Raw genomic sequence first — 25,705 nt, 5'->3', positions numbered from 1 at the left:
TATGTTCAGTAAAGTGCGTTATCGCACAGTATTAAAAGTTTATTTATTCTATTTTTGGTTTTAAGAACTGAGTCGGCTAACAACTCAGTTCTTTTTTTATTTTTAACATCCAGTTTGATTTACAGCAGTTAGATTCATTTCAGTCTAATTAGCCTTATTATTTTGTCCAAATAAATTCAACTGATTAAACTTTTCCTGTAGCTGCTCTTTGGTTTCGACATGCTCAGGATGCGGAATAATACATTCAATTGGGCAGACTGAAACGCAGGTTTGATAGTCATAAAACCCCACACATTCTGTGCAACGCGCCACATCAATTTCATATACCTTCTCGCCCTCATAAATTGCTTCATTCGGGCATTCGGGTAAGCACATATCGCAATTGATGCATTGGTCGGTAATCAGGAGTGCCATCGCAAAACTCGCTTAGTTTATTGCCACTTAGTTGGCTTGATAAGCCAACGATGAGGCAGAAATATCTGCAGTCGAATTTGGTAAGTTGCGAATCAGCAGGGCATAACGCATATCGACATCTGCAGGTATAGGGATTTCTACAATATGCCCTGAACCTTTGGCATCTTCAATCAGATTGCCTTTTTTATCTTTAATTTCAGTTAAAGTGAAATAGATATTGCCTTGTGGCGTCATCAATTCTAGAGAATCGCCCACTACAAAACGGTTTTTTACATCAATTTTAATGTAGTCACCATTACGTTCTAAGACTTCACCACAAAATTGCTGATGATCAAAACTTGATGAACCTGTTTCGTAGTTTTGGTATTCGCTGTGCACATGACGACGCAAGAAACCTTCGGTATAACCACGGTTAGCTAGGCCTTCTAATTGAGTCATTAATGCAGGGTCAAATGGTTTGCCTGCAAGTGCATCATCAATGGCTTTACGGTAAATTTGTGCAGTACGTGCGCAGTAGAAATAAGATTTGGTGCGACCTTCAATTTTTAGTGAATGGATGCCCATTTTAGTTAAACGGTCAACGTGCTGCACTGCACGTAAATCTTTAGAATTCATAAAGTAAGTGCCGTGTTCATCTTCTTCGGCAGCAAACATATCTTCGTCATTACGTTGTAATAACACAGGCTCGTTAAATTGATGCTGTGCCTGCATGTGTTGTTCATCTGCATCGGCAGTTTCAGAAAGATTTTTGACAGGAATTACGTCACCTGTTTCATCTTCTTTTGCATCGTGAATTTTATATTCCCAACGGCAGGCATTGGTACATGCGCCTTGGTTGGCATCACGTTTATTCATATAGCCTGAAAGCATGCAACGACCTGAATAGGCCATGCACAGCGCACCATGCACAAATACTTCAATTTCCATGCCAGGCACGTTGTTTTTAATTTCTTCAATTTCATCAATCGACAATTCACGCGAAAGAATGACACGGGTTAAACCCATATTTTGCCAGAATTTCACCGTTGCCCAGTTCACCGCATTGGCTTGTACCGATAAATGTACAGGCATGTCGGGGAAATTTTCACGCACCATCATAATCAGACCTGGGTCAGACATGATCAGCGCATCGGGTTGCATGGCAACCACAGGTTCTAGGTCACGAATAAAGTTTTTGAGTTTGCTGTTATGCGGTTGGATGTTCACCACCACATAAAACTTTTTGCCTAATTCATGTGCTTCTTGAATACCAATTGCTAAGTTTTCATGATCAAATTCGTTATTACGCACGCGCAAACTGTAACGCGGCTGACCTGCATAGACTGCATCTGCACCATAAGCAAAGGCATAGCGCATGTTTTTTAAAGAACCAGCAGGAGAGAGAAGTTCGGTGACGTGGGAAATGGTCATGATCAAAAAGCAATAGCAGAAATATGGCTTTATTGTATGAATCTAAATTTAGGATTCAACCTAGTAAATAGCTCGGGATTCAGAAGAAAACTTATGCTGAAACGCTGGGGCTAATCTTGATATAGAAAGTTCCTCATCCTGAGCTATACAAAACGCACGAGAAGGGACTTTTAATACCAATTTGACAGATTGCTTATAATCAATTTCTGATGGATGAAAGCGTGTTAACGTACACGTTGCCCATGTTTATCAATCACCACTTCACCATCTTCTTTGCTGAAGCTTTTTAATTGTGGTTGAGTGAGCAAGTCTAAGACCAGTTCAGAAGGGCGGCACAGTTTCACACCTAACTCGGTCACGACAAATGGACGATTAATTAAAATCGGATGCTCGACCATCAATGCAATTAATTCCGCATCGCTGTGTGAGCTACCTTCAAGTTGCAACTGTTCGTATGGTTCTACATTTTTGCGGATTGCATCGCGCACGCTTAAACCTGCTTGTTGAATCATGCTAGTAAGTTCAGCTTGTGTAGGTGGGGTTTTTAAATATTCAATAATTTCAGGTTCTTGTCCTGTATTACGAATTAATTCTAAAGTATTGCGTGACGTTCCACAGGCAGGGTTATGAAAAATTTTGATGGTGTTGCTCATGCGTAATGACTCGTTTTAGGTCGATAAAATTTCAATATTGCATTTATATATGGATATGCGTATATTCGCAATAGTTAATATTGAAGTGCAGATAAAAAATGAATCAAACTGATTTTTTTAAATGTTTGTCAGACCCAACCCGACTGGACATTCTGAAATTGGTGATGGCTCAACACAATATTTGTGTATGCGAATTGACAGAACAATTGCAGTTAAATCAACCGAAAATATCACGTCATTTGGCGTTGTTACGGAATTTATCTATTTTGCTAGATCAACGTCAGGGGCAGTGGGTGTATTACCGTTTGAACCCAGATTTACCCGAATGGGCGTTTGCTGTTTTAAATATTATCGCGCAGCAAGATGTCAGCCCGATGACGCACATCAACCCTACAATTGCAACACATTGCGAGTAAGCACATGGCACAGTCCAAACTTTCTTTTTTAGATCGTAATCTGACCTTATGGATTTTTATTGCCATGGGGCTAGGTGTTGCGATTGGCGTGGTATTTCCTGCAGTATCGGCAAGCTTAGATCAAATGAGTGTGGGAACAGTCAATCTTCCCATTGTGATTGGTTTGATTTTGATGATGTATCCACCATTGGCAAAAGTCGATTACGCAGCTTTGCCAGAAGTGTTTAAAGACCGCCGAACCTTGTTGTTGTCTTTGGTACAAAACTGGTTGATTGCTCCGTGTTTGATGTTCGCTTTGGCGATTATTTTCTTGCAAAACTATCCTGAATATATGACAGGTTTGATTTTAATTGGTCTGGCACGCTGTATCGCGATGGTCTTGGTCTGGAACAACTTGGCTTGTGGTGATAACCAATACGTGGCTGCATTAGTTGCGTTTAACAGTATTTTTCAGATTGTATTCTTTAGTACTTATGCATGGCTGTTTCTGAGTTTCTTGCCGCCGTATTTTGGCGTGGCAGGACAAGTGATTGATGTTGGTTTTTGGACAATCACCCAAGCTGTTTTAATCTATTTGGGTATTCCTTTTTTGATGGGCTTTTTAACACGCTTGATTTTAGTGAAAAGCAAAGGCTTAGATTGGTATCAAACGTCTTTTTTACCCAAAATTAGCCCATTTAGTCTGTTGGCATTGCTATTTACCATTGTGGCGATGTTCGCACTAAAAGGCGCAGAAGTACTGAGCTTGCCGATGGATGTTTTACGCATTTCCATTCCATTGATTATTTACTTCGTTGCCATGTTCTTTATTAGCTTCTTTATGAGCAAATGGATGGGCAATGATTATCCACGGACGACCGCCATTTCCTTTACCGCAGCAGGGAATAATTTTGAATTAGCACTTGCTGTTGCCATTGCAACGTTTGGCTTGGCTTCTCCCGTTGCATTTACCACGATTATTGGCCCTTTGGTTGAAGTGCCTGTGTTGATTGCTTTGGTGAGTGTGTCTTTATGGCTGCGTAAAAAGTTTTATCAAAATGAGTCGATTGTCAGTTCAAAGTAATTTTCTTCATTTTGAGGTTTAAGATAAAAACATGGGCATGCGTTGCCCATTTTAGTTTTAAGAGTATGCAGCATGGTATTACCCAATATTGATTTAGATTTATTGCCTACACCAAGTTTTGAACAGGTGCAGGCAAAGCCGTTGAACCATCCGCCACGTATTTTATTGATGTACGGTTCAAACCGTGAGCGTTCTTATAGTCGTTTGGCGGTACAGGAAGCGGGCAGAATTTTGGAGCACTTTGGCGCTGAGGTAAAAATTTTCCATCCCAAAGGTTTGCCTTTACCTGAAGATGGCGATGCTTCACATCCCAAAGTTCAAGAGCTGCATGAATTGTTGGCGTGGGCAGAAGGTATGGTTTGGTGTAGCCCAGAACGTCATGGTTCAATGAGTTCGATTTTCAAAGCACAAATTGACTGGATTCCGCTTGCCGCGGGCGCAATTCGTGCCACACAAGGTAAAACGCTTGCTTTAATGCAAGTGTGTGGCGGGTCGCAGTCATTTAACAGCGTCAATCAATTGCGTATTTTAGGACGTTGGATGCGGATGATCACCATTCCCAATCAGTCTTCTATTCCTAAAGCCTTTTTAGAGTTTGAGGAAGATGGCCGCATGAAAGCGTCTAGCTATTACGACCGTATTGTCGATGTGATGGAAGAGTTATATAAATTTACTTTGCTGACTCGCGGGCAAGCAGCATATTTGGTAGATCGTTATTCTGAACGTGTGGAAACTGCCGAGCAGCTATCGAAGCGTGTTAATCAGAAGTGTTTATAATCCAATTTTAGATACGTAAATACTGCATTACAAAAGGCTTAGAGAGCGATTATTCGGCTTCAAGTCGCTTTAAAATCTGACAATCATCAATAGTTGTTTGCGTGGTGCAGGCTTGTCTAAGTTGCTGAAGTTGTAGCTGAAAATGCTGCAACTCGGCAATTTTATCTTCTACATGCCTTAAATGTTCATCAATCAATTCATTCACAGCGCAGCAGTTTTGTTTCGGCTGTTTTTCTAATTCAATTAAGGCTTCAATTTCTTTTAAGTTCATATCTAAAGCACGGCAACGCTTAATAAAAATCAAACGCTTGAGTGCCTCATCGTTGTAATAGCGATAATTATTTTCGGCACGAAAGCTTGGGGTGAGTAAGTGTTTCTTTTCATAAAAACGAATTGTATCTGTGCTGACTCCAACTTTTTTAGCTAATTCATGAATTAAATATTGTGCCATACTTGACCTTGGACTAAGTCTATAGTTTTAAATGAGCATAATCGAAACAGTTTCATTTTGAAAGAAGGTGTGTCTATGGCATGTACGTGTAGTCATGAACCTGCGCCAATCAAACCGAATAGTAAATTTAGAACCGCGTTATGGATTGCATTGGTGATCAATCTCAGCATGTTTTTTATCGAGTTGATAGGTGGTGCCTATGCCCATTCATCATCCCTATGGGCAGATTCACTGGATTTCTTTGGAGATGCTGTCAATTACGGGATTTCACTTGCGGTGTTAAGTGCAAGTTTGTATTGGCGTGCTACTGTGGCTTTGGTCAAAGGCATCACGATGGCCTTGTTTGGTGTGGTGGTGATGGGCAAGGTTATCTATGCCTATATACAGGGTATTCCACCTGAAGCCATAACCATGGGTATTATTGGGATCATCGCCTTATTAGCCAATGTGGTTACTGCATTGATTTTATATGCATTTCGAGATGGTGATTCGAATATGAAATCGGTGTGGTTATGTAGCCGTAATGATGCGATTGGTAATTTCGCAGTTATTTTGGCGGCAGTGGGTGTATTTGGTACGGGTAGTTTGATTCCAGATCTTGTGGTAGCCGTGATTATGGCGAGTTTGGGCTTAACAGCGGGGTATCATGTGATTCAGCAAGCTTTGGCTGAACGAAGAATAAATGTACCAGAATAAAGAATAAACGTAAAAAGCACTCCATCTGATTTGAGTGATTTAGATGGAGTGCTTTTAATTTTTTGTAGTCGCAATAATTTTAAAATTTGAAGTAAAAATAACGATAAGTTATTCCAAATTGCTATTTACAAAAAATAATATATAACTAAAATTAAAAATAAATTGATGTATTTAAAAATAATTTACACGATGAATAATATTTAATTTTTTTTAAATTGAGGGTTAAATGAAACTAATTAAATTATTTTCTATAGCAAGCCTGATTGCTTTGGCTGGCTGTAGTTCTAAAGTAGTGACTTATGATACTGCAGGGCAAGTGATTGGTTCATGTGTCGCTACACAGGGCTTTATTTTGGGGGCTAAAGCTGTGTGTTATGGTGGTGCCAACATACAAGGCATTAACTATTCTAAAGTAGATGAGCGCACGGGTTTATTGCCAACCATACCAAATAATTCGCAGATTTCACTGCAACAAGACTAATTTTTTAGAGGGGTAATACAATGAAAATTTCTAGTTTAATCGCATTAACAGCGGCTATTTTGATGACAGGTTGTGCTTCAAAAGTGACAACTTATGATTCGAGTGGTCGTATGATTGGTTCATGTCAGGCAGAGCGTGGGTTTGTAATTGGTGGTGGTGCACACTGTGAAGGACGTGCTAACCAAGAAGGTCGCAGTGTACGTTAATTGATGCTAATGACAAAAAACCGAGCTATTTAGCTCGGTTTTTTTAGATTCAACAGCTTTTATTTTTCAACGAAAGCACGTTCAATCACGTAATCGCCCAATTCACCCATACGTGGTGATTCTTTTAAACCATGTTGGTCAAGTAATGCTGCAACATCTTTTAAGAATGCAGGGCTACCACATAACATGGCACGGTCAGTTTCAGGGTTAAAACGTGGTAAACCAATTTTTTCAAAGATTTCACCCGATTCAATTGCCGTGGTCACACGTCCTTGGTTTGGATATTCTTCACGCGTAACGGTTGGGTAATATACCAGTTTTTCACGAATACCAAGTTCTTGGAAAAACTCGTGATTTGGTAATTCATTTAGAATTAAATCTTGATAAGCCAATTCAGAAATGAAACGTGTACCGTGAACCACAATCACTTTTTCAAAGCGTTCATAAGTTTCAGGGTCGCGGATGGTTGCCAAAAATGGAGCTAGACCTGTACCTGAAGAAAGTAAGTATAGGTTTTTACCAGGATTTAAATCATCCAGTACCAAAGTGCCTGTAGGTTTTTTAGAAACCAGCAATTCATCGCCCACTTTTACTTTTTGTAAAATAGACGTTAAAGGGCCATCAGGTACTTTAATTGAGAAGAATTCTAGCTCTTCTTCATAGTTAGCACTGGCAATCGAGTAAGCGCGCATTAAAGGCTTGCCATTTACTTCCAGACCAATCATCACAAATTGACCGTTTTTAAAACGTAGTGCGGTATCGCGAGTCGTTTTAAAACTGAATAAAGTGTCATTCCAGTGGTGTACGTGAGTAATCTTTTCGACGTTGAAAGCAGCCATTAAAGGTCTCAATAAATTATCAAATTAGAACAGCTTGCTATTCTAATCTAAAATCATTCTCTATAAACTGAATATATTTAATTGAGCTTATCAGAAAAAGTGATGAAGACTGATCTAAAAATGCCAATAATCGGATTTATGCACTCTCCCTACCGAGAAAAATTTGGTATTCCTCGTCAACCAAATCTGGTACAGGTCGAATCGTATATTGAAATGCAAGCGCCTTATAACGATGTGTTGGCATTTCAAGGGATCGAAGCGTTTAGTCACTTATGGTTAATCTGGCAATTTCACGACAATAAAAACCAAACCGATGCTCATCCAACCGTACAGAAACAGCAAAACCCCTGTTTTCGTGCACAAGTGCGTCCGCCACGTTTGGGTGGTAATCAAAAAATAGGTGTGTTTGCGACGCGCAGCATGTATCGACCTGCACCCATTGGTTTATCTGTAGTGCAATTTAAACAGGTCAAAAAAGTGGGTAAGTCACTGCGAGTTTATGTGACAGGAGCAGATTTGTTGCATGGCACGCCTATTTTGGATATTAAACCTTATATTCAATATTCAGATGCTGTGCCTGATGCACAAAGTGGTTATGCGCAAGATGAACCCATAAGAAAAACAGTGCTATGGATGGACACAGCCGAAGCGCAAAAAAATCAGTTGCTCGAATCTGGCGTATTACAGCCACAGATTGCGCAGGAATTGGAACAGGTCTTGTCTTTAGATCCACGACCTGCATATCAGGATGATGCTGAACGAATTTACACCATGAATTTTGCAGATTTTGATGTCAGTTTCCGTGTCGATCAGCACGCAGTACACATCCTAAAAATTGTTTTAATCGCTGTCGATTAAACCATCATATATAAAATAGCCACCAACGCCAGCATGTGCAGAATTTGGGTAGGTGCGAAATAAAGTGCAAAACGTAAGCCGCCAATGAGTGCGGCATTGATACATTTAGAAATTGCATGAGCAACAAGACCTAAAATTAAGGCGTACAGCAACATTTGCTGACTGGGTGGACCTTGCATCACCACGGTTGCAATTGCGGCATGAACCTCAAATAACGAGGCGAGCAGGGTACCAATGATTAAACCTGCATCCCCAAGGGTTTGTTCCAAGCCGTATACCATCGCTTGAATTGCGGTCAATGTCGCCACAATAATTGCGGCTTCTTTAAGGCTAAACATACGGGTATCGGTTTCTGGCTTTGCCGTTGCCGTACTTTTATGTTTTTTGAGCAACCAGACACCCGCTACAACCAAAATCGCGATTCCGACCAAACTTGGAATAATTAATAACTTAAACCAAATCAGATTGACACCCGCCACAATAATCAACATTTGCGCTAAAGTCGCCACGCAAGACATCAGCGCTGCACCTGCGTTGGCACGTGCTTCACCACGACCTGCGCGTACTTCCATGCCTAAACTGGCAATGGTTGCTGTGCTTGATACAAAACCTGAAGCAATCGCAGACAACATGAGGGCATTGCTGCTTGAGAGTAAGCGCTTAGCGATATGCGCTAAAGCCTGCACACTTAAAATTAAAATCAATAATTTTAAAATCACATAAGGATTAAGTACATTGCCCCATAGTGCGGTATTGGGTGTCAGCGGCAAGGCAATTAACACCAAAGCCAGTAAGAACAAGCCATCACGTAGTTCAGCTTCGGTAATCCACTGACTGACAATGCCATGCATGGTGTGCTTGGTCATGAGTAAACCTGTCAAAATAACCGATAAACCTGCTGCCAATGGAATATTCCATAAACACAATGCACCAATAAAATAGGTCATCACGAAGGCAAGTTCGGTGGTAGCGCCGGGGTCATCTTCCGTTTGATTTTTGAGGGAATATAAGCCAATTCCCCCAACAATCAACGCACCCACAATGGCAATGCTCGTGCCCAATAAGAAGCAAATGGCACCTAATAATGCGCAAATTCCAAAGGTACGTACGCCTGCAAAACGGTGATGTTGTCCATTTTTTTTACTGCGTTCACGCTCTAATCCAATCAGTAAGCCACAGCCAAGTGCTGCTGCAAACATGGTGAGCAGTTCGGGAAAATTGGTTGTAACCAAAGATGGAGGAGTCAGAAAATCCACAGCAACATTCCAAATACAAGGTGTTATTTTAAACATCATATATTTGAATTGTGTTTATCGCCATTTATGAATCTATTTTCACTCTAAAATTATGGCTTAATCGAACCATACAAGATTACTGTATTAAAGAAGTCATTCAGCCCTGAAAGCAAACTCTGCTATAGTAAACCCAGATTTTGGGGCATATAACAATGAATTTTAATTTTGAAATAGACAGTACTTGGTGCTTAGAACAATTAGTCAAAGATGGTAAAATTACCGAACGTGATCAGGCTTTGGTACAAACCACGCATCGTCAACGTGATCAATTAAAATGGCATCCGTTACAATGGATTGCCAACTTTAATTTGGTCGATCAAAGTCATCCCCAAACCACTTTAACTTTAAACCGTTTATGCCAATGGCTGGCTGATAAATCAGGCTTGCCATTCTATATTATTGATCCGTTAAAAGCCGATGTTGCTGCTTTAACAGCTGTGATGTCGCAGGAATTTGCACTGCGTAACCGTATTTTAGCGGTGGAAGTGACTGCAGATGCGGTGTTAATTGCGACAGATCAACCTTATAAAAAAGAATGGGTTGCCAACTTAGAACATAGTTTATTGCCCAAAAAAATTCAGCGAGTTTTACTCAGCCCAGATCAATTACAGCGTTATTTGATCGAATATTACCAAGTGAGTCGCGCAGTACACTCATCACAAAAATCTTCTGCACATGACCGTGAAAATAAAGGGGTCGAGGCTTTATTGCAATTGGGCGATACCCAAAACCCAGATGCCAATGATCAACATATTGTGAAGTTGGTGGATTGGGTGCTGCAATTTGCCTTTGAACAAGGCGCAAGTGATATTCACCTCGAACCACGTAAAGACACAGGCAAAGTACGTTTTCGTATTGATGGCGTGTTGCACACCATCTATAACATGCCTGCCAATACGCTTACCGCAGTCATCTCACGGATTAAAATTTTAGGGCGTATGAATGTAGCCGAAAAACGTAAACCGCAAGATGGACGTTTAAAAACCCGAACTCCAAAAGGACAAGAAACTGAACTGCGTTTATCGACCTTACCAACGGCGTTTGGCGAAAAACTGGTGATGCGTATTTTTGACCCAGAAGTATTGGTACGCAGTTTTCAGCAATTGGGTTTTGATAGTCGTTTGTTGAATGAATGGCATGCCCTGACTGCACATAGTCACGGCATTATTTTGGTTACAGGCCCTACAGGTTCGGGTAAAACCACCACGCTGTATTCATCGCTAAAGCAATTGGCTACCGATGAAGTCAATGTCTGCACCATTGAAGACCCGATTGAAATGTTAGAACCGAGTTTTAACCAAATGCAGGTGAATACTGCAATTGATTTAGGTTTTGCCGATGGTGTGCGTGCCTTAATGCGTCAAGACCCTGACATTATTATGGTCGGAGAAATTCGAGATCAGGATACCGCAAATATGGCGATTCAAGCGGCACTGACGGGGCATTTAGTTTTATCGACACTGCATACTAATGATGCGCCGTCAAGTTTGACTCGTTTGCATGATTTGGGCGTGCAGCCATTTTTGACTGCTGCCACAATTTTAGGCGTTTTGGCACAGCGTTTGGTGCGTAAGCTATGTCCGCATTGTAAGCAGGAAGGCTCAATAAATGAAAAAGACTGGGAACATTTGACCTTTGACTACATTATGGAAATGCCTGCACAAGTGTTTAAACCTGTCGGATGCGATGAATGTCGTCAAACGGGCTATAAAGGTCGGGTCGGAATTTATGAGTTTATGCCTTTAAGTTTAGACACCAAACAGCTCATCAGTGCCAATGCCAATTTAAATGAATTACGTCAGCAAGCTAAAAAAGAGGGCATTGAACCGTTGCGTATTGCAGGCGCACGCAAAGTTTTAGAAGGCATGACCACTTTAGAGGAAGTGTTGCGAGTCGTGCCATTAAATTAGCAGATTCAAACTTTTTACGATGAATTTTAAAAAATGGAAATCTTAAGATTCAGCTCATCTTGCTTTGTTTTAATCACCATAACGAAATGAGCAACACAAAAAGGTGAAGCAATGAAATTTACAATGAAAGCAATGTTGATGGCAGGTTTAATGGCAATGGCTTCAATCACCATGGCAAACGACAGCATTAACACCCAAGCACTACATCAAAATGTAACTGTAAAACAAGCTTTAAGCCTGAAAGATGACAGCAAAGTGCAGTTAAAAGGTTATGTGGTGAAATCTATTGGTGATGAAAAATATCAGTTCCGTGATAACACAGGCACTATTACGGTCGATATTGATGATGACTTATGGAATGGCAAAGCAGTTTCTGCCAAAACGCCTGTTACCTTAATTGGTGAAGTGGATATTGATCACAAGCCTACAAAACGTATTGAAATAGATGTAGATCAAGTTCGTTTCTAAATCTACGCTGTGTAAAACAGCATTAGTTGCTACACAAAACTGATTTCACTCAAAAACCACATACGCTGTAAGGTGTATGTGGTTTTATCATGTAAAGTATTTTGAAATCATAAAATTTTGAAGCATAAATAACAGAGGAAGATATGCGCTTACTCTTGGCTGAAGACGATGTATCGCAAGCAGAAAGTATTAAAACCTGGCTGGAAATGGATGGTTATAATGTCGATTGGGTCGAGCGTGGCGATCACGCCATTTTAGCCATTCAGCAGCATCATTATGATTGTGTGTTGTTAGACCGTGGGTTGCCTAAAAATAGCGGTGATGAAATTCTGCACGCTTTACGACAGCAGCAACAGGATACTCCTGTTATTTTCATTACTGCGCGCGACAGTATTCAAGATCGGGTACAGGGACTTGATTTGGGCGCCAATGATTATTTGGTTAAACCGTTTAGCCTTGAAGAACTCTCGGCACGGGTACGCAGTCAGTTACGCAATGCGCAAAGTCATCCGACACAGCAGCTTGAATTTGCCAACTTGGTTTTAGATACGCAAAGCAAACAAGTGAAAGTGGATGATCAACAGGTCAATTTAACGGCCAAGGAATTCCAGATTTTACATAAACTGATGCAAAACCCGCAGCATGTGGTGACTCGTGAACAGCTCGAAGAGTCTTTATATGCATGGGGCGATGAAATTGAAAGTAATGCGATTGAAGTATTTATTTATCAATTACGCAAAAAAATTGGCAGTAGCCGCATTAAAACCATCCGAGGTTTAGGCTATCGTATGCAGCAAGATAACTAATTCAGTTTGATCTCCGCATGTCTAAACAGGTCATTTCTTTACAATCCAAACTGGTTAAAAGCTCCGTTTTAAGCTCGGTCTTGGCGGGTGGACTCGCCCTGATTTTATTATTGGCGGTTGCCAGTTATCAGACCATGCGCGTGCATGATGACATTATGGATGAAATAGCCGATATGTTGCTGCGAGCAGACTTGCGTGACCATGCAGGCAATCAGGTCGATGAGTTGAGTGAGCAATTTCATATTGCCTATCAATTGGGATTAGATGATCTGATTTTGACTACCTCTGAAGATGAACATGACATTTCTCAGCTTCACTTGTCTCAGCTTGCCGTGGTATCTGAGCATGGTTTTTCATTTCACTGGCAAGATGGACAAATTTGGCGCAGCTATGTGGCAGAGGAAGATGTCTTGCATGTGATTGTCGCGCAGCCGCTTAAATATCGCTTCAAGGAAATTGCTGCAACCAGTTTAGGTTATGCCGCTATTTTATTGCTGTTGTGGTTGCTGCAATGGGCCATTGTGCATTTTATGATTGGTCGTCAATTTAAGCGGATTCAGCAACTCTCCCAACAAATTGCAGAAAAAAATCAACATGATTTGACGCCAATTATCCCCACACAACCTGAATTGAAAGAACTGCAACCCATGCTGCAGCAATTGAATAAATTGTTGGGGCGGGTAGAGCAGTCTTTAATTGCAGAACAGCGATTTACAGCAGATGCTTCGCATGAATTACGCTCTCCTTTATCTGCCATTCAATTGCGTTTGCAGGTGCTAAAACGTAAATACCAACAACAACCTGAGTTGGCACAAGATTTAGAGCAAATTCAGCGTGATGTCAGTCGTGGTACACAAGTATTGGAAAATTTGCTGTTATTGGCACGTTTAGACCCGACAGATGCGGCATCGTTAAATAAAAGTGCGGTATCTATAGCAGACTTGGTGCAGGAAGTTTTACAAAGTCTGACGCCGTTTATTCAGGAAAAAGCCATTCAGATTCAGTCAGATATTCAACCGATACAAGTGCAAGGCAATCCTGAATTGCTATTTAGCTGCCTGCGCAACTTGATTGACAACGCAGTGCGTTATGCAGCACCTCAAGGACGTATTTGGATTGAAGCGAAACCGCATGAATTGATGCAGGAAATTTGCATCGCCGACAATGGTCATGCAGTGACTGATGACGTTTTGGCACGTTTGGGCGAACGCTTTTACCGTGCTTTAGGCAGTAAAACTCAAGGTTCTGGTTTAGGACTGTCGATTTGTAAGAAAATTATAGAGTTGCATGCAGGAAAAATTGAATTTTCACGTGCTGAACAAGGTGGTTTAAAAGTGCGTATTTTGTTGCCTAAAGCCCAGTTGTAAATATGATTGGTTTTAGGAAGCAAGTTAAAATTAAACAAGTCAGAACTTAAAAGCAGTATGCGCTGATTCATACTGCTGTTTCCACGTTTATTATTGTGTTGATTATTTTAATTATTTTGTGAGAATAAGACGATTGTTACGGGTTAAGCGTAAACGATATTCTTCGCCTGCATGCAAAATACGAATTTCGCGTCCTAGCGCGAACAAGTTATTTGAATGTAACATAGGTAGGGCATGCTGAGTGTCTGAATGACGTGAAAATAAGTTAAATGGGGCGTTCATTTTGAGTTACTCCGTGGTGTGTAAGAATTGTTTTAAATGATAATCATTATCATGTAAACCTGTCAACGGATTATTTTTAATTTTATAAAAGTCTACAATTTGCAGTAAAACGTACATTGCAAAAAAGGAATCGGGTTCATGTCCAAGCCAAATATTCATGTGGCAATTGCGCTGTTATTTCATCAAAACAAAGTGTTGGTGGGTTGGCGCGAAGCCAAACAACATCAGGGCAATAAACACGAATTTCCAGGTGGGAAAGTGGAAGCAGGCGAAACTCCTGTAGATGCTTGCCGCCGTGAAGTGTTTGAAGAAGTTGGTGTTGGCATACAGCATTGGCATGCTTTTGATATTATTTGCCATGAATATGATGATGTGATTGTCAATCTGCATATTTTTCAGGCTGCTGTACCCGCAGCGTTATTAAAAGATATTCAAGTGCCTTGGACATGGTTTAGCCGTCCGCAACTTTTAGAGCTGAATTTTCCACAAGCCAATCGTGCAATTGTGCAACGACTAGTGTGGCAACAGGCAATTAAAGTCAGTGAAGATTTAAAACATTTAGCAAATTTGCCTAAGCAAAAACTGCTGTATTGGCGGGTTGAACCCAATGCTGCATGCAAGGTCGAATTGTCAGAATATTGCATTGAGCAACTGGGGCAAGTGATTATCAATTTGGAATTGTGGAAGCAATTAAATACGATTCAGCAACACGCCATTGCAGCAATTCATTTAAAACAATCGCAACTGATGCAATTACAAAAGGGCGATTTAAAAGTTGGGCAGCGTTATATTGCAGCGTGTCATGATATTGTTTCGGCACAACATGCACAGCAAATTGGTTGTGAAGCAATTTTACTCAGTCCTGTTTTAGTAACCACCACGCATCATGATGCCACACCTTTAGGATGGGAAAAATTCCAGCAGATCGCTGAATCTGTCGATATTCCTGTTTTTGCTTTGGGTGGCTTAACTCAGGATGATTTTGCTACGGCAGAGCAGCATCATGCCTATGGCATTGCAGGCGTACGTTTTATTTGAATTTCTGGTTTGACAAATAAAAAATCGCTGATGTAATTACACTCAGCGATTTTTAGTTTATTAAATCATCGTCCTTACAAATCCTTCAAAGCTTGTTGGGCTTCCGCAAGGCTTTTGGCATTATTTTGTTGCTGTGCTGCTTTTTGAAGGACTAACCACAATTGACGTTTCATGGCAGGGCTTTGAGCATAAGTCAAACCACGACGTGCCAAAGCTTCGGCATTGGCAGGTTGTTTCTTTTGGTTGGCAATTAAAGCCAAATATAAATAGGTCTCAGCCGCTTGCGGGGCAAGTCGCTGCGCTTGCAAAGCCGCAGTTTCGGCCTGATTGAATTGGCTTTTTTTATACGCGGTCTGGGTTTGCTGCATCAACTTTTGAAAAGCAGGCAAACTACGGCCATCTTCTAATTTTTGTTGTACGCTTTGTTTCGGCACCACCACTTGCAACGATTGACGCTTAATTTCTTCACGTTCATAAGGACGAATCACCACACCTTCTGGTGTAGTCACAGTGTGAGGTTTCTCAGGCGTAGGCTGAGGTGCGGGCGGTTCAGGTAAACTCTGGCAAGCTACAATCGTTGCCATCGTGCCGACTACAAACGTGGTGAAAAAAACTTGCCTTAAAAGAGATAATTTCATAAGTCTAACTGACCGATATCCTCAAGTTTAATTGATATAACTGCCGCTTGAGATGACACGACCATCGGTATTGTCATCCGCTACAGGTTCTGTTTCACGGATATAATTTTCGATACTATCACTGGTCTCAGGAGCTGCTTGCTGAGTTTCGGTATCGGGTTGGTAAACGGGTTCAACTTGATAGTGTGAAAAACCACATGCGGTTGCCTGACGCGGTACATTATTACGATTTATAGGAATGTACATCGCGCCTTCACAGCCTTGCGCCGATAAATGTCCCGTATTGCGGTCAATCCAATGCCATTGAATTTGTTCAGTCTGACGTAAGTTGACAGGTTTTTGGCGCAATTGCTGCATTACATTGCTCCACACGGGCAAAGCACCAGACGAGCCTGTTAAGCCTGTGACTTTGTTATCATCCAAACCGAGCCATACAACGGTTAAATAATTGCCTGAATAGCCTGCAAACCATGAATCACGGGTATCATTGGTGGTACCTGATTTGCCCGCCAATTTCAAATCTGTCGATAAGCTATTGTAAGCTGAACGACCTGTACCAGAACTCATCACTTGCTGTAAGCCATAATTCAAAATATAGGCGGCAGAAGGATCAATAGTTTGTTGTACGGTTAAACCATAACGATCCAGTAAACGTCCATTGGCATCGACTACGGTGCGAATCGCTTTGGTCGGATATTTAAAACCACCTGTGGCAAAGTTACCGTAAATGTCCATCACCTGCATAGGCGATAAATCTACTGCACCCAAGAAAATAGATGGATATTGCGGAACCGCATCACTTGGTACACCAAATTTAATGAGGTGATTACGGAAGGTAGATAATCCAAACTCCTGTCCCAAACGAACTGCAGATAGGTTATAAGACTGAGATAGGGCTTGTGACATAGACACAATCCCATGATCGCTGCCGCTATAATTACGTGGTGTCCAAGATTTACCATCAATTGGGATGCTGATTTGGCTGTCTTCTACAGGACTTGCCCAGTTATATCGACCAGACTCAATCGCACTTAAATAAATAATTGGTTTGAGCAGTGAGCCAACTTGACGTTTGGCATCCAAGGCACGGTTAAAACCCGTAAAATCTTGCGTAGAACCTACCGCTGCCACTAACTCGCCATTTTCAGGATGAGAAATTAGCACCGCGCCTTGTAATTCTTTTAAACGCTTTGGATTGGCTTTGCTTAAACGCTCAACCGATGCTTTAAAAGCATTTTGTACGTTGGTTTGTGCAATCGGATCAAGCGTCGTGAAGATACGCAAACCCTGATTGGTCAAATCTCCTTCTTGATATTCAGTACGTAATTGACGGCGGACAATATCTAAAAAGTCAGGGAAACGGGCAGGGCCAATGTTCGGTTTTGTAATGACATTTAAGGGACGCGCAGTTTCTTTTTCATATTGTTCTTGGTTTAAATAACCCATCACCAACATATTGTTTAGTACAATGTCACGACGTTTTTTGGCAGCTTCAGGGTTGCGCCAAGGATTATATAATGATGGACCTTGTACCAAACCGACCAAAAAGGCTTGTTGTGAAATGTTTAGCTCACGCAACGGCATACCAAAATAAAACTGTGAAGCTAGACCATAACCATTAATAGAATAGTTACCGTTTTGACCTAAATTCACCTCATTTAAATAGGCTTCTAAAATTTCATCTTTGCTGTAATGCAACTCAATCAGCATAGCCATGAGTGCTTCATTGGCTTTACGTTTTAAAGTGCGCTCTGGGCTTAAATAAAAGTTTTTCACCAATTGCTGCGTAAGGGTAGAACCACCCTGACGTTTGCCACCCGTGACGTTGCTGACAATGGCACGTGCAGTACCACGAATTGAAACGCCGTGGTGTTGATAGAAATTACGATCTTCGGTGGCAATAAGAGCTTCAATGAGTGGTTTAGGCACTTTATTCAGTTTAATCAGCACTCGATCTTCATTGTGCTGCGGATAGATTCCGCCAATCAACATCGGTTCTAAACGTGCAATGCCTGTATTAGAAGGCTTGGTGGCACTCACCTCACTAATTTGATTATTGGCAAAGCTGACTTTTAAAACCTGTTCAGGTTCAACACTATCGCCAAAGTCAAAACCACGGGTATGCACAAATAAAGTATTACCATCGCTGACATAACTGCCTGATTTAGCGTAATTATCTGTATTTTTATAGCCAAGCAGTTTTAGTTCTTGAGTAAAGTCGGTCTGGCTGACAGGTGCATTGTTATACACTTCTAATGGGCGTGCAAAAACCTTGGCTGGAATATCCCAACGCTGTCCTTCAAATTTGTCTCTGACAATATTATCCAGACGAATCAAGTAGATACTAAATGCAATAAATCCACCAATAACGATGATGCAAAATAGTAATGCAATTATGCCTATGCCACGCTCAGACTTCATAAATCGCGATAAGATCCTGATAAATTTTGCTAATCATGCGAAGCTTTTACTGAATTTGCAATAATTAATCTGTGACTGAAGGGAAAAATTATGCTCAATTTAATTAAATAGTATTAGCTTGTTGTAAACCTTCGCAGTGATTAAGGTTGGTGCTTAAGTCCAAGATACGATTCATGTGTAGGTCAAAAAATTTATAAGTAAAACTAAAACCTGCATTTAAATAGGGTTGCAAATATTCATCATTACAATTGGTTTCAGTAATCAAGCGAATATATTCTGCGGTAAAATCAGATTTTGTTAGCGGGGTAATAATGGTATAGGCAACATCTTTATCTATGAGAATTACATCTATAAAGGTTGATTTATCTTCATTTTGCAAAGGGAAGGACAGTTTTGTATCTTCTATATCTACTTTAAGTTGTTCCAAAAGATTTTTGTCTGACTGATTTGGTAGGGTGTTTTGAGAAAGACTAACCTTGTTTTCAATAGGCTGAACAAAACTTACGGGTTTATTAGTGTTAAATTCTTGCGCTTTTTCTTGATAGAAATTTAAGTAATCATGTTTAGCCAAAAACATAAGTCCAGCAAAAAATATTCCTGCTCCGTAAATGGCTAAATATTTATTAAGATTCATAAAAATGACCGATATATTCTTTAGAATTTAAGAGTAAAAAAAGATGTGGTTAGAAGTGTGTAGCATACAGATTTTTTATTGTTTTAGCTTGTTAGAAATTTTAAATATATTTGATTTTTCTCGTTTTATAGTTATCTTATTTTGCGAAAAATTTGTGTATGAAAAAGTTTGATAATATAACGATAAATGATGAGAAATAGTGTACTAAAAAATTAGAATTTTGAATCACTAAAGTTTTTTTAAATCAACTAGGTTAGTGCTATGATAGGCGTCGAATCGTAGCGGAGCGATATCGCAGGTGCAAATTTCACATAAGAACTTTCGGAACATTGGACTGATTGGTCGTCCAGACAAATATTCTGTTGTAGAAACATTATGTCTGATTCACGACCATATTTTAGGATTGGGTTTGCATCCCGTTTTTGATTCTGACACTGCTCAACTTGTACCTTATAACAATACCCAAACAGTTAGCCGTGCTTTATTAGGCGAAGTGGTCGATTTGGTGATTGTGGTGGGTGGTGATGGTTCATTGCTGCATGCAGCACGCGCTTTGGTTAAATACAATACCCCTGTAATTGGTGTGAACCGCGGGCGTTTAGGCTTTTTAACCGATATTAAACCGACAGAAGTAATCTTTAAACTTGATCAGGTTTTGCAAGGGCATTTTCAGTCAGACCGCCGTTTTTTACTGGAAATGGAAGTGCGCTCTAAAGGCGAAATCATTTATGAAGCCATTGCCTTAAATGATGTGGTGCTACATTCGGGTAAGTCGGTTCACATGATTGACTTTGAACTGAATATTGATGGGCAATATGTCTATCGTCAGCACAGTGATGGTTTAATCGTTTCGACCCCAACAGGTTCAACGGCTTATGCTTTGTCGGGTGGTGGCCCAATTGTGCATCCGAGCATGGATGCAATTGCATTGGTGCCTATGCATCCTCATACCTTATCTTCACGCCCAATTGTGGTGGGTGGACACAGCGAAATTAAAATCAATATTCGTGAAAACCGTGTGTTGCCGATGGTCAGTGCCGATGGTCAACATAGTGTTTCATTAAATGTTGGAGATAGTTTGCATATCCGCAAACATCCTTATAAATTAAATTTATTACATCCACCAGGTTATGACTTCTATATGGCTTGTCGAACCAAGTTAGGGTGGAATCAAGATTTTGAATCAATGCAACAGCAGGATGAATGATGAATATTGAACAAATGCTTGCCGTACTCGATCCTGAAATTGTTGGACGTTTAAAAACGGCAATTGAAATTGGCAAGTGGCCTAATGGTGTTGCGCTGACCCAAGAGCAACGTCAAATTTGTATGCAAGCAGTGTATGCGTGGGAAATGAAAAACCTGCCTGAAACTGAGCGTAGTGGCTATATTGACCGTGGCACTAAAGAAGAAGGCGAGCAGTGTGATGACGATCATCACAAGCATGAAGAATTTAAACCGATTCGTTTTGTTTAAATGATGCAAAACTGCTTTCATGAAAATTGAAAGATAAAAAAGACACCTGAGATGGGTGTCTTTTTTTGTATCTTCAATGACGTTTTAGTTGTGACGATTTTGCCAAAGCTGCTGTGCATTTTGCATTGCTGCCGCATAATCATCACAAACACCCATGGTATATAAAGCAATACCCATGGTTTCAGTAATGGCGACTTCACCATACTCATGAGTTTGCTGACCTAGCCAGACGGCTTTAAATACTGCCAAATCCAATTCTTCTTCTACAGGGCTACGGTTATCGGTCAGTTTAGGCAGTTCGTGTTCATATAAAGCGCCATTTTTGATGCCACAAATTAATGTCTTGGCATCAGGGTTGCGCTCAAATTCACCGCCTTCGCCTTTAATTACTGCACTGTTTTGATAACCCAACTGAAATGCGGCTTGTTGATGCGAGCTGCGATAAGCGGGGTGGAAGATCGCCTGCATGGTGGCTTTGGCATTAAATGGATTGATTAAACGGGCAAGGGTATGAATGGGTGAGCGTAAACCCATCACATTGCGTAAATTAATCAACTCACTCAAAATCGGTGAAATAACATCTAAAGGTAAATAAGCAAAATTACGCTGCGCTAATTGTTGCTCAACGTCTAGGTCATTTTGGCAAATTGGATAATCTAAATATTGCAGTGCTTGTTCGGTATATAAACGGTTGATGGTATGCCCAGAAGCACCATGCATCACCACTTTATAGCCATGTTTTGCTAAAGTCAGCGCTGCCAATAAAAACCACGGATAATGTCTGCGTTTACCTGCATAAGATGACCAGTCTAAATCGACCTGAAGCGGTTTAAATTGCAGTTGATCACGGGTAGCTTGTACAAAACCTGCCAACTCCTCTACAGATTCTTCCTTCACACGCAGCAACATTAAAAAAGCACCCAATTGCACATCCAACACTTCATTGCGCAAAATCATAGAAAAAGCTTGATAGGCCTCGTCATAGGTCAGTGAACGTGCGCCTGTTTTGCCTTTGCCAATAATTCGAATAAATTGTGCGAATGGATGTTCTGCATCTTTATAAATATTTCTTTTATTGGGGTTTGTATTTGGCATAAGCGAGTTCACACACATCTTTAGTTAGTATACTAGTGTATAAACTTCGGCAACAGTTTGCAGCACTATTCACAGCTTCAGCTTGTACGAGCTGCCATAAGTTTCATTGCATATCTGAAATGACGACTAAAGTTTGACTGTAAAGTAAGACAATCTGTAGGGATAACACATGACAGCCTGTATAAAAATGCATAGCATGGATACTATTCAAAACAACAATTGAAAAATAAAGGATTGGATATGCTGGCTTATGATGCTGATTTAGAATTATTTAGAGATAACTTTCGACGTTTTATGCAGGAGCATATTGCACCGCATTATGCTGCGTGGGAACGTGAGGGCATCATGCCGCGCAGCGTGTGGAATCTGTTAGGTGAAAATGGTTTTTTATGTATTGATGTGCCTGAAGAATATGGCGGCTATGGTGTTCCAACGCATTATTCCCTAATGTTGGTCGAAGAGTCGGCACGTGCAGGTTATAGCGCACTCTCTACAGGTATTTCCTGTCACTCTGAAATTGCTGCGCCGTACATTTTGCATATTGGTACAGAAGAACAAAAACAATACTGGCTACCTAAAATGGTGTCGGGTGAAGTAGTTGGTGCAATTGGCATGACCGAGCCAGGTGCGGGTTCAGACTTACAAGCCATGCGTACTAATGCCATTTTGCAAGAAGATCATTATGTACTGAATGGCTCTAAAACCTTTATTTCCAATGGTCAGCATGCAGACTTGGTGGTTTTGGCAGTAAAAACTGATCCGCAAGCACGTGCCAAAGGCGTGTCGCTCATGTTGGTCGATACTCACTTGGAAGGCTTTAAAAAAGGCACCAATTTGGAAAAAATTGGTTTGCATTCACAAGATACGTCAGAGCTATTCTTCGACAATGTCAAAGTGCCGAAAAACCAACTGTTGGGACAGGCAGGGCATGGTTTTGCCTATTTAATGCAAGAATTGCCACGTGAACGTACCGCGATTGCAGCCACAGCATTGGGTGCTATTCGTGGTTCAATTGATGTGACCACACAATATGTGCAAGAGCGTCAGGCGTTTGGACAAGCCATTGGTCAGTTCCAGAATACCCGTTTTGTTTTGGCACAGGCTAAAATTGATGAATTGGCAACCGCTGCTTTTTATAATCAAAACGTCGAATTGTATATGCAGGGCAAACTGGACGTCGAAACTGCAGCCGCTTTAAAAAGCTTTGCGACAGATATGCAAATGAAAATTGCCGATCAATTGCTGCAACTGTTTGGCGGTTATGGCTATATGACGGAATACCCGATTTCTCGTTTCTTTGTCGATGCGCGAATCCAGCGAATTTACGGTGGAACCAATGAAATTATGAAAGAAATTGTCGCGCGTGGTTTATTGGGGCGTTAAAACAATGCCTAAAAGTCCAATTGAATAAAGATCAAGGATCATCTCCAGAGTCAGCCCAGTGCTGGCTCTTTTTTTATGAATTTGATCAGACTTAAAAGCAATGAGCTGATTGATAATTACACTTAAAAATAAAATTACACCGCTTAGAATTAGAGATGCAAAAAAGAAAAGCATAGTTGCCCAGTTTTAAGCGGTACGTTGTGCAAAGTTGCGGCTTAAATGTATAGATTGGTGATGCTTTGATCAACTGTATGTTTTTAAATCTGAAACACTGAAAGTTGTATTGCGCAACATTTGAAAGCTAACTATTGTTATACTATTTGCAAAATGTTTATGAAGGGCGACATAACAATGATCCAAGACGATCAGAACACAACGACTTCTCTTGATCTCGCTAAAATCCGTGAAGATATTGACTCTGTAGATCAACAGATTCAGCAGCTGATTAACCGTCGAGCACGACTTGCTGAAGCGGTGGCGAAAGCAAAATTTGCAGCAGAAGAGAGCCCGTTGTTTTACCGTCCTGAACGTGAAGCGCAAGTTTTACGTAATGTTATGGAACGCAACGAAGGGCCGTTGTCTGATGTGACCATGGCACGTTTATTCCGTGAAATTATGTCGGCATGTTTGGCACTTGAAGCGCCACAAAGTATTGCGTTTTTAGGGCCAATTGGTACTTATACGCATTCCGCAGTACTTAAACATTTTGGTCAAGACGCGATTGTGCGTCCTTTGCCTACTATTGATGAAGTCTTCCGTGAAGTGGAAGCAGGTAGTGCGCACTATGGTTTAGTGCCTGTCGAAAACTCATCTGAAGGTGTGGTGAACCATACTTTAGACTGCTTTAAATCATCGCCATTAAATGTGATTGGTGAAGTGGAATTGCGTATTCATCACCAATTCCTTGTGTCAGAAAACACTCGTAAAGACAGCATTAAACAAATTTATGCGCATCAGCAAACTTTGGCACAATGCCGTAAATGGTTAGATGTACATTATCCGGGTGTAGAGCGTGTAGCACTCAGCTCCAATGCAGAAGCAGCACGCCGTATTCGTAATGAATGGCATTCTGCTGCAATTGCTTCTGAAATTGCGGCCAATATTTACGAACTTGAAATTTTACATAGCAATATCGAAGATAACCCAGAAAATACCACACGTTTCTTGGTGATTGGTCGTGAGAAAGTTCCACCTAGTGGCAATGACAAAACTTCATTGTTGGTGTCTGCACATGACCGCGCAGGGGCGTTGCTTGAGATTCTTGCGCCATTTGCGAAGCATAATATTAGCTTGACCAGTATTGAAACACGTCCTGCCTTGCCTGAAAAATGGGCCTATGTATTCTTCATTGACCTAGAAGGGCATGTCGAGCAAGACAATGTCCGTGCAGCGATTGAAGAAATCCGTCCATTGGTGAAAGAAATTCGTGTCTTGGGTTCTTATCCTGCTGCCGTGTTGTAATCGTATTTAATTCAGTGGTGTGCATGTTTGTCATGCGCGCCACATTCACCACCTAGTCAACTGGAAGTGTAAAATGTCGTTTGTCCCAGCCAATGAAGGCATCTCGAAGTTAAAGCCTTATCAACCAGGTAAACCAATCAGTGAACTTGAGCGTGAGTTGGGGATTACAGATATCGTCAAACTTGCTTCAAATGAAAACCCATTGGGCTGTTCAGACAAAGTCAAAGAAGCCGTTGCAGCAGAAATTGCTGAAATTGGTCGCTATCCAGATGGTGGTGGTTTTATTTTAAAAGACCAAATTCAAAAACAATTTGGCTTTGCGCATGACCGTATTACTTTGGGTAATGGTTCAAACGATTTGCTAGAAATGTTTGCTCGCGCATTCGTTTCAGATCAAGATTCAGTGTTGTACAGCCAACATGCCTTTGCAGTATATGCTTTGGTAACGCAAGCGATTAATGCTCAAGCGATTGAAGTGCCTGCCAAAGGTTTTTCACATGACTTGGATGCTATGGCGGCAGCAATTCAAGACAACACCAAGTTAATCTTTATTGCCAACCCAAATAACCCAACAGGCACATGGTTTGAAGAGGCTGAATTTGAAGCCTTTATGCAAAAAGTTCCTGCACGGGTGATTGTGGTATTAGATGAAGCCTATGTGGAATATTTTCCAGAGAACTTCAATAGCCTTAAATTCCTTGAGCAATATCCAAACTTAATCGTGAGCCGTACTTTATCTAAGTGCTATGGTTTGGCGGCGCTGCGCGTTGGTTTTGCTTTAGCTTCTGCAGAAGTGACCGATTATTTAAACCGTATTCGTCAACCATTTAACGTCAATCACTTGGCAATGGTGGCTGCGGTTGCGGCATTAAAAGACGAAGATTTTATCGAAAAATCACGTATTGCCAACAAAGCAGGCATGGCGCAATTGGAAGCAGGCTTTAAAGCATTGGGTCTGAATTATGTGCCTTCACGTGCTAACTTTATTTTGGTAGATGTAGAAGCCGATCCGGGTCAAACTTTTAATGCCTTATTGAAAGAAGGTGTAATTGTACGTCCTGTGGGTATTACGACCCATTTACGTGTTTCAATTGGCACAGAAGCAGAAAATGCCAAGTTCCTGCGTGCATTAGCCAAAGTATTGGGCAAGGAAGCGAAGGCATAAAA

28 protein-coding genes are annotated in these 25,705 nt (G+C 40.9%); 17 read left to right on the top strand and 11 right to left on the bottom strand.

Features of this window, described 5'->3' with window-relative positions:
• Window positions 1–144 precede the first annotated feature (144 nt).
• From FTU92_RS04300 to arsC, 3 genes are all read right to left on the bottom strand, one after another.
• On the bottom strand, window positions 145–414 hold the full coding sequence (locus tag FTU92_RS04300; RefSeq protein ID WP_004972931.1) for a YfhL family 4Fe-4S dicluster ferredoxin: 270 nt from the start codon (window positions 412–414) through the stop codon (window positions 145–147).
• Between the two features lie 27 nt (window positions 415–441).
• Window positions 442–1,824 (bottom strand): tRNA 5-hydroxyuridine modification protein YegQ, encoded by a 1,383-nt coding sequence (gene yegQ, locus FTU92_RS04295; RefSeq protein WP_131261785.1) that lies wholly within the window; start codon window positions 1,822–1,824, stop codon window positions 442–444.
• A 224-nt stretch (window positions 1,825–2,048) separates the two neighbouring features.
• Window positions 2,049–2,477, bottom strand: a complete 429-nt coding sequence (gene arsC, locus FTU92_RS04290; protein WP_004972934.1) for an arsenate reductase (glutaredoxin) — start codon at window positions 2,475–2,477, stop codon at window positions 2,049–2,051.
• Window positions 2,478–2,575: 98 nt separating this feature from the next.
• Here arsC and FTU92_RS04285 point away from each other — a divergent pair, with 98 nt between their 5' ends.
• From FTU92_RS04285 to arsH, 3 genes are all read left to right on the top strand, one after another.
• Window positions 2,576–2,893, top strand: coding sequence for a metalloregulator ArsR/SmtB family transcription factor (locus tag FTU92_RS04285; protein ID WP_004972936.1), 318 nt, complete (start codon window positions 2,576–2,578; stop codon window positions 2,891–2,893).
• Between the two features lie 4 nt (window positions 2,894–2,897).
• Entirely contained in the window at window positions 2,898–3,956 is a 1,059-nt protein-coding gene (arsB, locus tag FTU92_RS04280) for an ACR3 family arsenite efflux transporter (RefSeq protein ID WP_179991050.1), read from the top strand.
• Between the two features lie 72 nt (window positions 3,957–4,028).
• Window positions 4,029–4,733, top strand: coding sequence for an arsenical resistance protein ArsH (gene arsH, locus FTU92_RS04275; protein WP_004972939.1), 705 nt, complete (start codon window positions 4,029–4,031; stop codon window positions 4,731–4,733).
• Between the two features lie 49 nt (window positions 4,734–4,782).
• On the opposite strand, the gene cadR is transcribed toward arsH, so the two are convergent.
• The gene (gene cadR, locus FTU92_RS04270) at window positions 4,783–5,184 is read right to left on the bottom strand and encodes a Cd(II)/Pb(II)-responsive transcriptional regulator (protein ID WP_004972941.1); all 402 of its coding nucleotides are present in this window, start codon (window positions 5,182–5,184) and stop codon (window positions 4,783–4,785) included.
• A 75-nt stretch (window positions 5,185–5,259) separates the two neighbouring features.
• Between cadR and FTU92_RS04265 the strand changes: the two genes are divergently transcribed.
• The 3 genes from FTU92_RS04265 (at window position 5,260) to FTU92_RS04255 (ending at window position 6,567) form a co-directional block, all read left to right on the top strand.
• Window positions 5,260–5,880 (top strand): cation transporter, encoded by a 621-nt coding sequence (locus tag FTU92_RS04265; RefSeq protein WP_178318927.1) that lies wholly within the window; start codon window positions 5,260–5,262, stop codon window positions 5,878–5,880.
• Window positions 5,881–6,106: 226 nt separating this feature from the next.
• Window positions 6,107–6,361 carry a hypothetical protein gene (locus FTU92_RS04260; protein ID WP_004972946.1) on the top strand — a complete coding sequence of 85 codons (255 nt, stop codon included), beginning with the start codon at window positions 6,107–6,109 and terminating at the stop codon, window positions 6,359–6,361.
• A gap of 20 nt (window positions 6,362–6,381) precedes the next feature.
• Window positions 6,382–6,567, top strand: a complete 186-nt coding sequence (locus tag FTU92_RS04255; protein WP_004972947.1) for a hypothetical protein — start codon at window positions 6,382–6,384, stop codon at window positions 6,565–6,567.
• A gap of 59 nt (window positions 6,568–6,626) precedes the next feature.
• Here FTU92_RS04255 and FTU92_RS04250 read toward each other — a convergent pair whose 3' ends face one another.
• The gene (locus FTU92_RS04250; protein ID WP_004972950.1) at window positions 6,627–7,406 is read right to left on the bottom strand and encodes a ferredoxin--NADP reductase; all 780 of its coding nucleotides are present in this window, start codon (window positions 7,404–7,406) and stop codon (window positions 6,627–6,629) included.
• Between the two features lie 120 nt (window positions 7,407–7,526).
• Here FTU92_RS04250 and tsaA point away from each other — a divergent pair, with 120 nt between their 5' ends.
• Window positions 7,527–8,264, top strand: a complete 738-nt coding sequence (gene tsaA, locus FTU92_RS04245; protein ID WP_207973603.1) for a tRNA (N6-threonylcarbamoyladenosine(37)-N6)-methyltransferase TrmO — start codon at window positions 7,527–7,529, stop codon at window positions 8,262–8,264.
• On the opposite strand, the gene FTU92_RS04240 is transcribed toward tsaA, so the two are convergent.
• Window positions 8,261–9,463 (bottom strand): DUF4010 domain-containing protein, encoded by a 1,203-nt coding sequence (locus FTU92_RS04240; RefSeq protein WP_180095726.1) that lies wholly within the window; start codon window positions 9,461–9,463, stop codon window positions 8,261–8,263. The genes tsaA and FTU92_RS04240 overlap by 4 nt on opposite strands.
• A gap of 248 nt (window positions 9,464–9,711) precedes the next feature.
• Between FTU92_RS04240 and FTU92_RS04235 the strand changes: the two genes are divergently transcribed.
• The 4 genes from FTU92_RS04235 to FTU92_RS04220 all read left to right on the top strand — a co-directional run bounded on the left by FTU92_RS04235 (window position 9,712) and on the right by FTU92_RS04220 (window position 14,110).
• The gene (locus FTU92_RS04235) at window positions 9,712–11,469 is read left to right on the top strand and encodes a GspE/PulE family protein (protein ID WP_004972956.1); all 1,758 of its coding nucleotides are present in this window, start codon (window positions 9,712–9,714) and stop codon (window positions 11,467–11,469) included.
• A 111-nt stretch (window positions 11,470–11,580) separates the two neighbouring features.
• Window positions 11,581–11,937 (top strand): NirD/YgiW/YdeI family stress tolerance protein, encoded by a 357-nt coding sequence (locus FTU92_RS04230; protein ID WP_179988821.1) that lies wholly within the window; start codon window positions 11,581–11,583, stop codon window positions 11,935–11,937.
• A 143-nt stretch (window positions 11,938–12,080) separates the two neighbouring features.
• Complete coding sequence (locus FTU92_RS04225; protein WP_096901847.1) at window positions 12,081–12,743, top strand: response regulator transcription factor; 663 nt, start codon at window positions 12,081–12,083, stop codon at window positions 12,741–12,743.
• 17 nt (window positions 12,744–12,760) lie between these two features.
• Window positions 12,761–14,110 carry a HAMP domain-containing sensor histidine kinase gene (locus FTU92_RS04220; RefSeq protein WP_180095699.1) on the top strand — a complete coding sequence of 450 codons (1,350 nt, stop codon included), beginning with the start codon at window positions 12,761–12,763 and terminating at the stop codon, window positions 14,108–14,110.
• A gap of 111 nt (window positions 14,111–14,221) precedes the next feature.
• On the opposite strand, the gene hemP is transcribed toward FTU92_RS04220, so the two are convergent.
• Window positions 14,222–14,392, bottom strand: coding sequence for a hemin uptake protein HemP (gene hemP, locus FTU92_RS04215; RefSeq protein ID WP_004972965.1), 171 nt, complete (start codon window positions 14,390–14,392; stop codon window positions 14,222–14,224).
• 138 nt (window positions 14,393–14,530) lie between these two features.
• Here hemP and FTU92_RS04210 point away from each other — a divergent pair, with 138 nt between their 5' ends.
• Window positions 14,531–15,430 carry a thiamine phosphate synthase gene (locus tag FTU92_RS04210; RefSeq protein ID WP_180095697.1) on the top strand — a complete coding sequence of 300 codons (900 nt, stop codon included), beginning with the start codon at window positions 14,531–14,533 and terminating at the stop codon, window positions 15,428–15,430.
• Window positions 15,431–15,504: 74 nt separating this feature from the next.
• Here the strand turns inward: FTU92_RS04210 and FTU92_RS04205 are convergent, their stop codons facing one another.
• The 3 genes from FTU92_RS04205 to FTU92_RS04195 form a co-directional block, all read right to left on the bottom strand.
• Complete coding sequence (locus FTU92_RS04205) at window positions 15,505–16,014, bottom strand: tetratricopeptide repeat protein (RefSeq protein ID WP_180095695.1); 510 nt, start codon at window positions 16,012–16,014, stop codon at window positions 15,505–15,507.
• A gap of 81 nt (window positions 16,015–16,095) precedes the next feature.
• Window positions 16,096–18,489, bottom strand: coding sequence for a penicillin-binding protein 1B (gene mrcB, locus FTU92_RS04200; protein WP_180095693.1), 2,394 nt, complete (start codon window positions 18,487–18,489; stop codon window positions 16,096–16,098).
• A gap of 103 nt (window positions 18,490–18,592) precedes the next feature.
• On the bottom strand, window positions 18,593–19,123 hold the full coding sequence (locus FTU92_RS04195) for a hypothetical protein (protein WP_167846107.1): 531 nt from the start codon (window positions 19,121–19,123) through the stop codon (window positions 18,593–18,595).
• Between the two features lie 289 nt (window positions 19,124–19,412).
• Here FTU92_RS04195 and FTU92_RS04190 point away from each other — a divergent pair, with 289 nt between their 5' ends.
• Both FTU92_RS04190 and FTU92_RS04185 read left to right on the top strand, forming a co-directional pair.
• Window positions 19,413–20,330: an NAD(+) kinase gene (locus FTU92_RS04190; protein WP_207973958.1), complete on the top strand. Its 918-nt coding sequence runs from the start codon at window positions 19,413–19,415 to the stop codon at window positions 20,328–20,330.
• Entirely contained in the window at window positions 20,330–20,599 is a 270-nt protein-coding gene (locus tag FTU92_RS04185; protein WP_004972971.1) for a YeaC family protein, read from the top strand. Before FTU92_RS04190 ends, FTU92_RS04185 begins: the two co-directional genes overlap by 1 nt.
• 84 nt (window positions 20,600–20,683) lie before the next feature.
• On the opposite strand, the gene FTU92_RS04180 is transcribed toward FTU92_RS04185, so the two are convergent.
• A complete protein-coding gene (locus tag FTU92_RS04180) occupies window positions 20,684–21,694 on the bottom strand; it encodes a glycosyl transferase family protein (RefSeq protein WP_096901857.1) in 1,011 nt (336 codons plus the stop codon).
• Window positions 21,695–21,934: 240 nt separating this feature from the next.
• Here FTU92_RS04180 and FTU92_RS04175 point away from each other — a divergent pair, with 240 nt between their 5' ends.
• The 3 genes from FTU92_RS04175 to hisC all read left to right on the top strand — a co-directional run bounded on the left by FTU92_RS04175 (window position 21,935) and on the right by hisC (window position 25,703).
• On the top strand, window positions 21,935–23,077 hold the full coding sequence (locus FTU92_RS04175) for an acyl-CoA dehydrogenase family protein (protein WP_131261776.1): 1,143 nt from the start codon (window positions 21,935–21,937) through the stop codon (window positions 23,075–23,077).
• Between the two features lie 351 nt (window positions 23,078–23,428).
• The gene (gene pheA, locus FTU92_RS04170) at window positions 23,429–24,538 is read left to right on the top strand and encodes a prephenate dehydratase (RefSeq protein ID WP_004972976.1); all 1,110 of its coding nucleotides are present in this window, start codon (window positions 23,429–23,431) and stop codon (window positions 24,536–24,538) included.
• A 73-nt stretch (window positions 24,539–24,611) separates the two neighbouring features.
• The gene (gene hisC / locus FTU92_RS04165; RefSeq protein WP_004972978.1) at window positions 24,612–25,703 is read left to right on the top strand and encodes a histidinol-phosphate transaminase; all 1,092 of its coding nucleotides are present in this window, start codon (window positions 24,612–24,614) and stop codon (window positions 25,701–25,703) included.
• The last annotated feature ends 2 nt before the right edge of the window (window positions 25,704–25,705 follow it).

The organism is Acinetobacter sp. YH12205 (assembly GCF_013418125.1).
Lineage (GTDB): Bacteria > Pseudomonadota > Gammaproteobacteria > Pseudomonadales > Moraxellaceae > Acinetobacter > Acinetobacter towneri.
This window is presented reverse-complemented; position numbering and strand designations above follow the sequence as displayed.

Coding starts and splice junctions, on each gene's coding strand:
- mrcB (WP_180095693.1), bottom strand. CDS start 18,489: ATGAAGTCTGAGCGTGGCATAGGCATAATTGCATTACTATTTTGCATC.
- FTU92_RS04250 (WP_004972950.1), bottom strand. CDS start 7,406: ATGGCTGCTTTCAACGTCGAAAAGATTACTCACGTACACCACTGGAAT.
- FTU92_RS04235 (WP_004972956.1), top strand. CDS start 9,712: ATGAATTTTAATTTTGAAATAGACAGTACTTGGTGCTTAGAACAATTA.
- FTU92_RS04210 (WP_180095697.1), top strand. CDS start 14,531: ATGTCCAAGCCAAATATTCATGTGGCAATTGCGCTGTTATTTCATCAA.
- hisC (WP_004972978.1), top strand. CDS start 24,612: ATGTCGTTTGTCCCAGCCAATGAAGGCATCTCGAAGTTAAAGCCTTAT.
- FTU92_RS04180 (WP_096901857.1), bottom strand. CDS start 21,694: ATGCCAAATACAAACCCCAATAAAAGAAATATTTATAAAGATGCAGAA.
- FTU92_RS04300 (WP_004972931.1), bottom strand. CDS start 414: ATGGCACTCCTGATTACCGACCAATGCATCAATTGCGATATGTGCTTA.
- arsH (WP_004972939.1), top strand. CDS start 4,029: ATGGTATTACCCAATATTGATTTAGATTTATTGCCTACACCAAGTTTT.
- FTU92_RS04220 (WP_180095699.1), top strand. CDS start 12,761: ATGTCTAAACAGGTCATTTCTTTACAATCCAAACTGGTTAAAAGCTCC.
- FTU92_RS04260 (WP_004972946.1), top strand. CDS start 6,107: ATGAAACTAATTAAATTATTTTCTATAGCAAGCCTGATTGCTTTGGCT.
- arsB (WP_179991050.1), top strand. CDS start 2,898: ATGGCACAGTCCAAACTTTCTTTTTTAGATCGTAATCTGACCTTATGG.
- hemP (WP_004972965.1), bottom strand. CDS start 14,392: ATGAACGCCCCATTTAACTTATTTTCACGTCATTCAGACACTCAGCAT.
- FTU92_RS04240 (WP_180095726.1), bottom strand. CDS start 9,463: ATGTTTGCAGCAGCACTTGGCTGTGGCTTACTGATTGGATTAGAGCGT.
- arsC (WP_004972934.1), bottom strand. CDS start 2,477: ATGAGCAACACCATCAAAATTTTTCATAACCCTGCCTGTGGAACGTCA.
- tsaA (WP_207973603.1), top strand. CDS start 7,527: ATGCCAATAATCGGATTTATGCACTCTCCCTACCGAGAAAAATTTGGT.
- FTU92_RS04175 (WP_131261776.1), top strand. CDS start 21,935: ATGCTGGCTTATGATGCTGATTTAGAATTATTTAGAGATAACTTTCGA.
- FTU92_RS04265 (WP_178318927.1), top strand. CDS start 5,260: ATGGCATGTACGTGTAGTCATGAACCTGCGCCAATCAAACCGAATAGT.
- FTU92_RS04230 (WP_179988821.1), top strand. CDS start 11,581: ATGAAATTTACAATGAAAGCAATGTTGATGGCAGGTTTAATGGCAATG.
- cadR (WP_004972941.1), bottom strand. CDS start 5,184: ATGGCACAATATTTAATTCATGAATTAGCTAAAAAAGTTGGAGTCAGC.
- FTU92_RS04225 (WP_096901847.1), top strand. CDS start 12,081: ATGCGCTTACTCTTGGCTGAAGACGATGTATCGCAAGCAGAAAGTATT.
- FTU92_RS04205 (WP_180095695.1), bottom strand. CDS start 16,014: ATGGCAACGATTGTAGCTTGCCAGAGTTTACCTGAACCGCCCGCACCT.
- FTU92_RS04255 (WP_004972947.1), top strand. CDS start 6,382: ATGAAAATTTCTAGTTTAATCGCATTAACAGCGGCTATTTTGATGACA.
- FTU92_RS04195 (WP_167846107.1), bottom strand. CDS start 19,123: ATGAATCTTAATAAATATTTAGCCATTTACGGAGCAGGAATATTTTTT.
- pheA (WP_004972976.1), top strand. CDS start 23,429: ATGATCCAAGACGATCAGAACACAACGACTTCTCTTGATCTCGCTAAA.
- FTU92_RS04285 (WP_004972936.1), top strand. CDS start 2,576: ATGAATCAAACTGATTTTTTTAAATGTTTGTCAGACCCAACCCGACTG.
- yegQ (WP_131261785.1), bottom strand. CDS start 1,824: ATGACCATTTCCCACGTCACCGAACTTCTCTCTCCTGCTGGTTCTTTA.
- FTU92_RS04185 (WP_004972971.1), top strand. CDS start 20,330: ATGAATATTGAACAAATGCTTGCCGTACTCGATCCTGAAATTGTTGGA.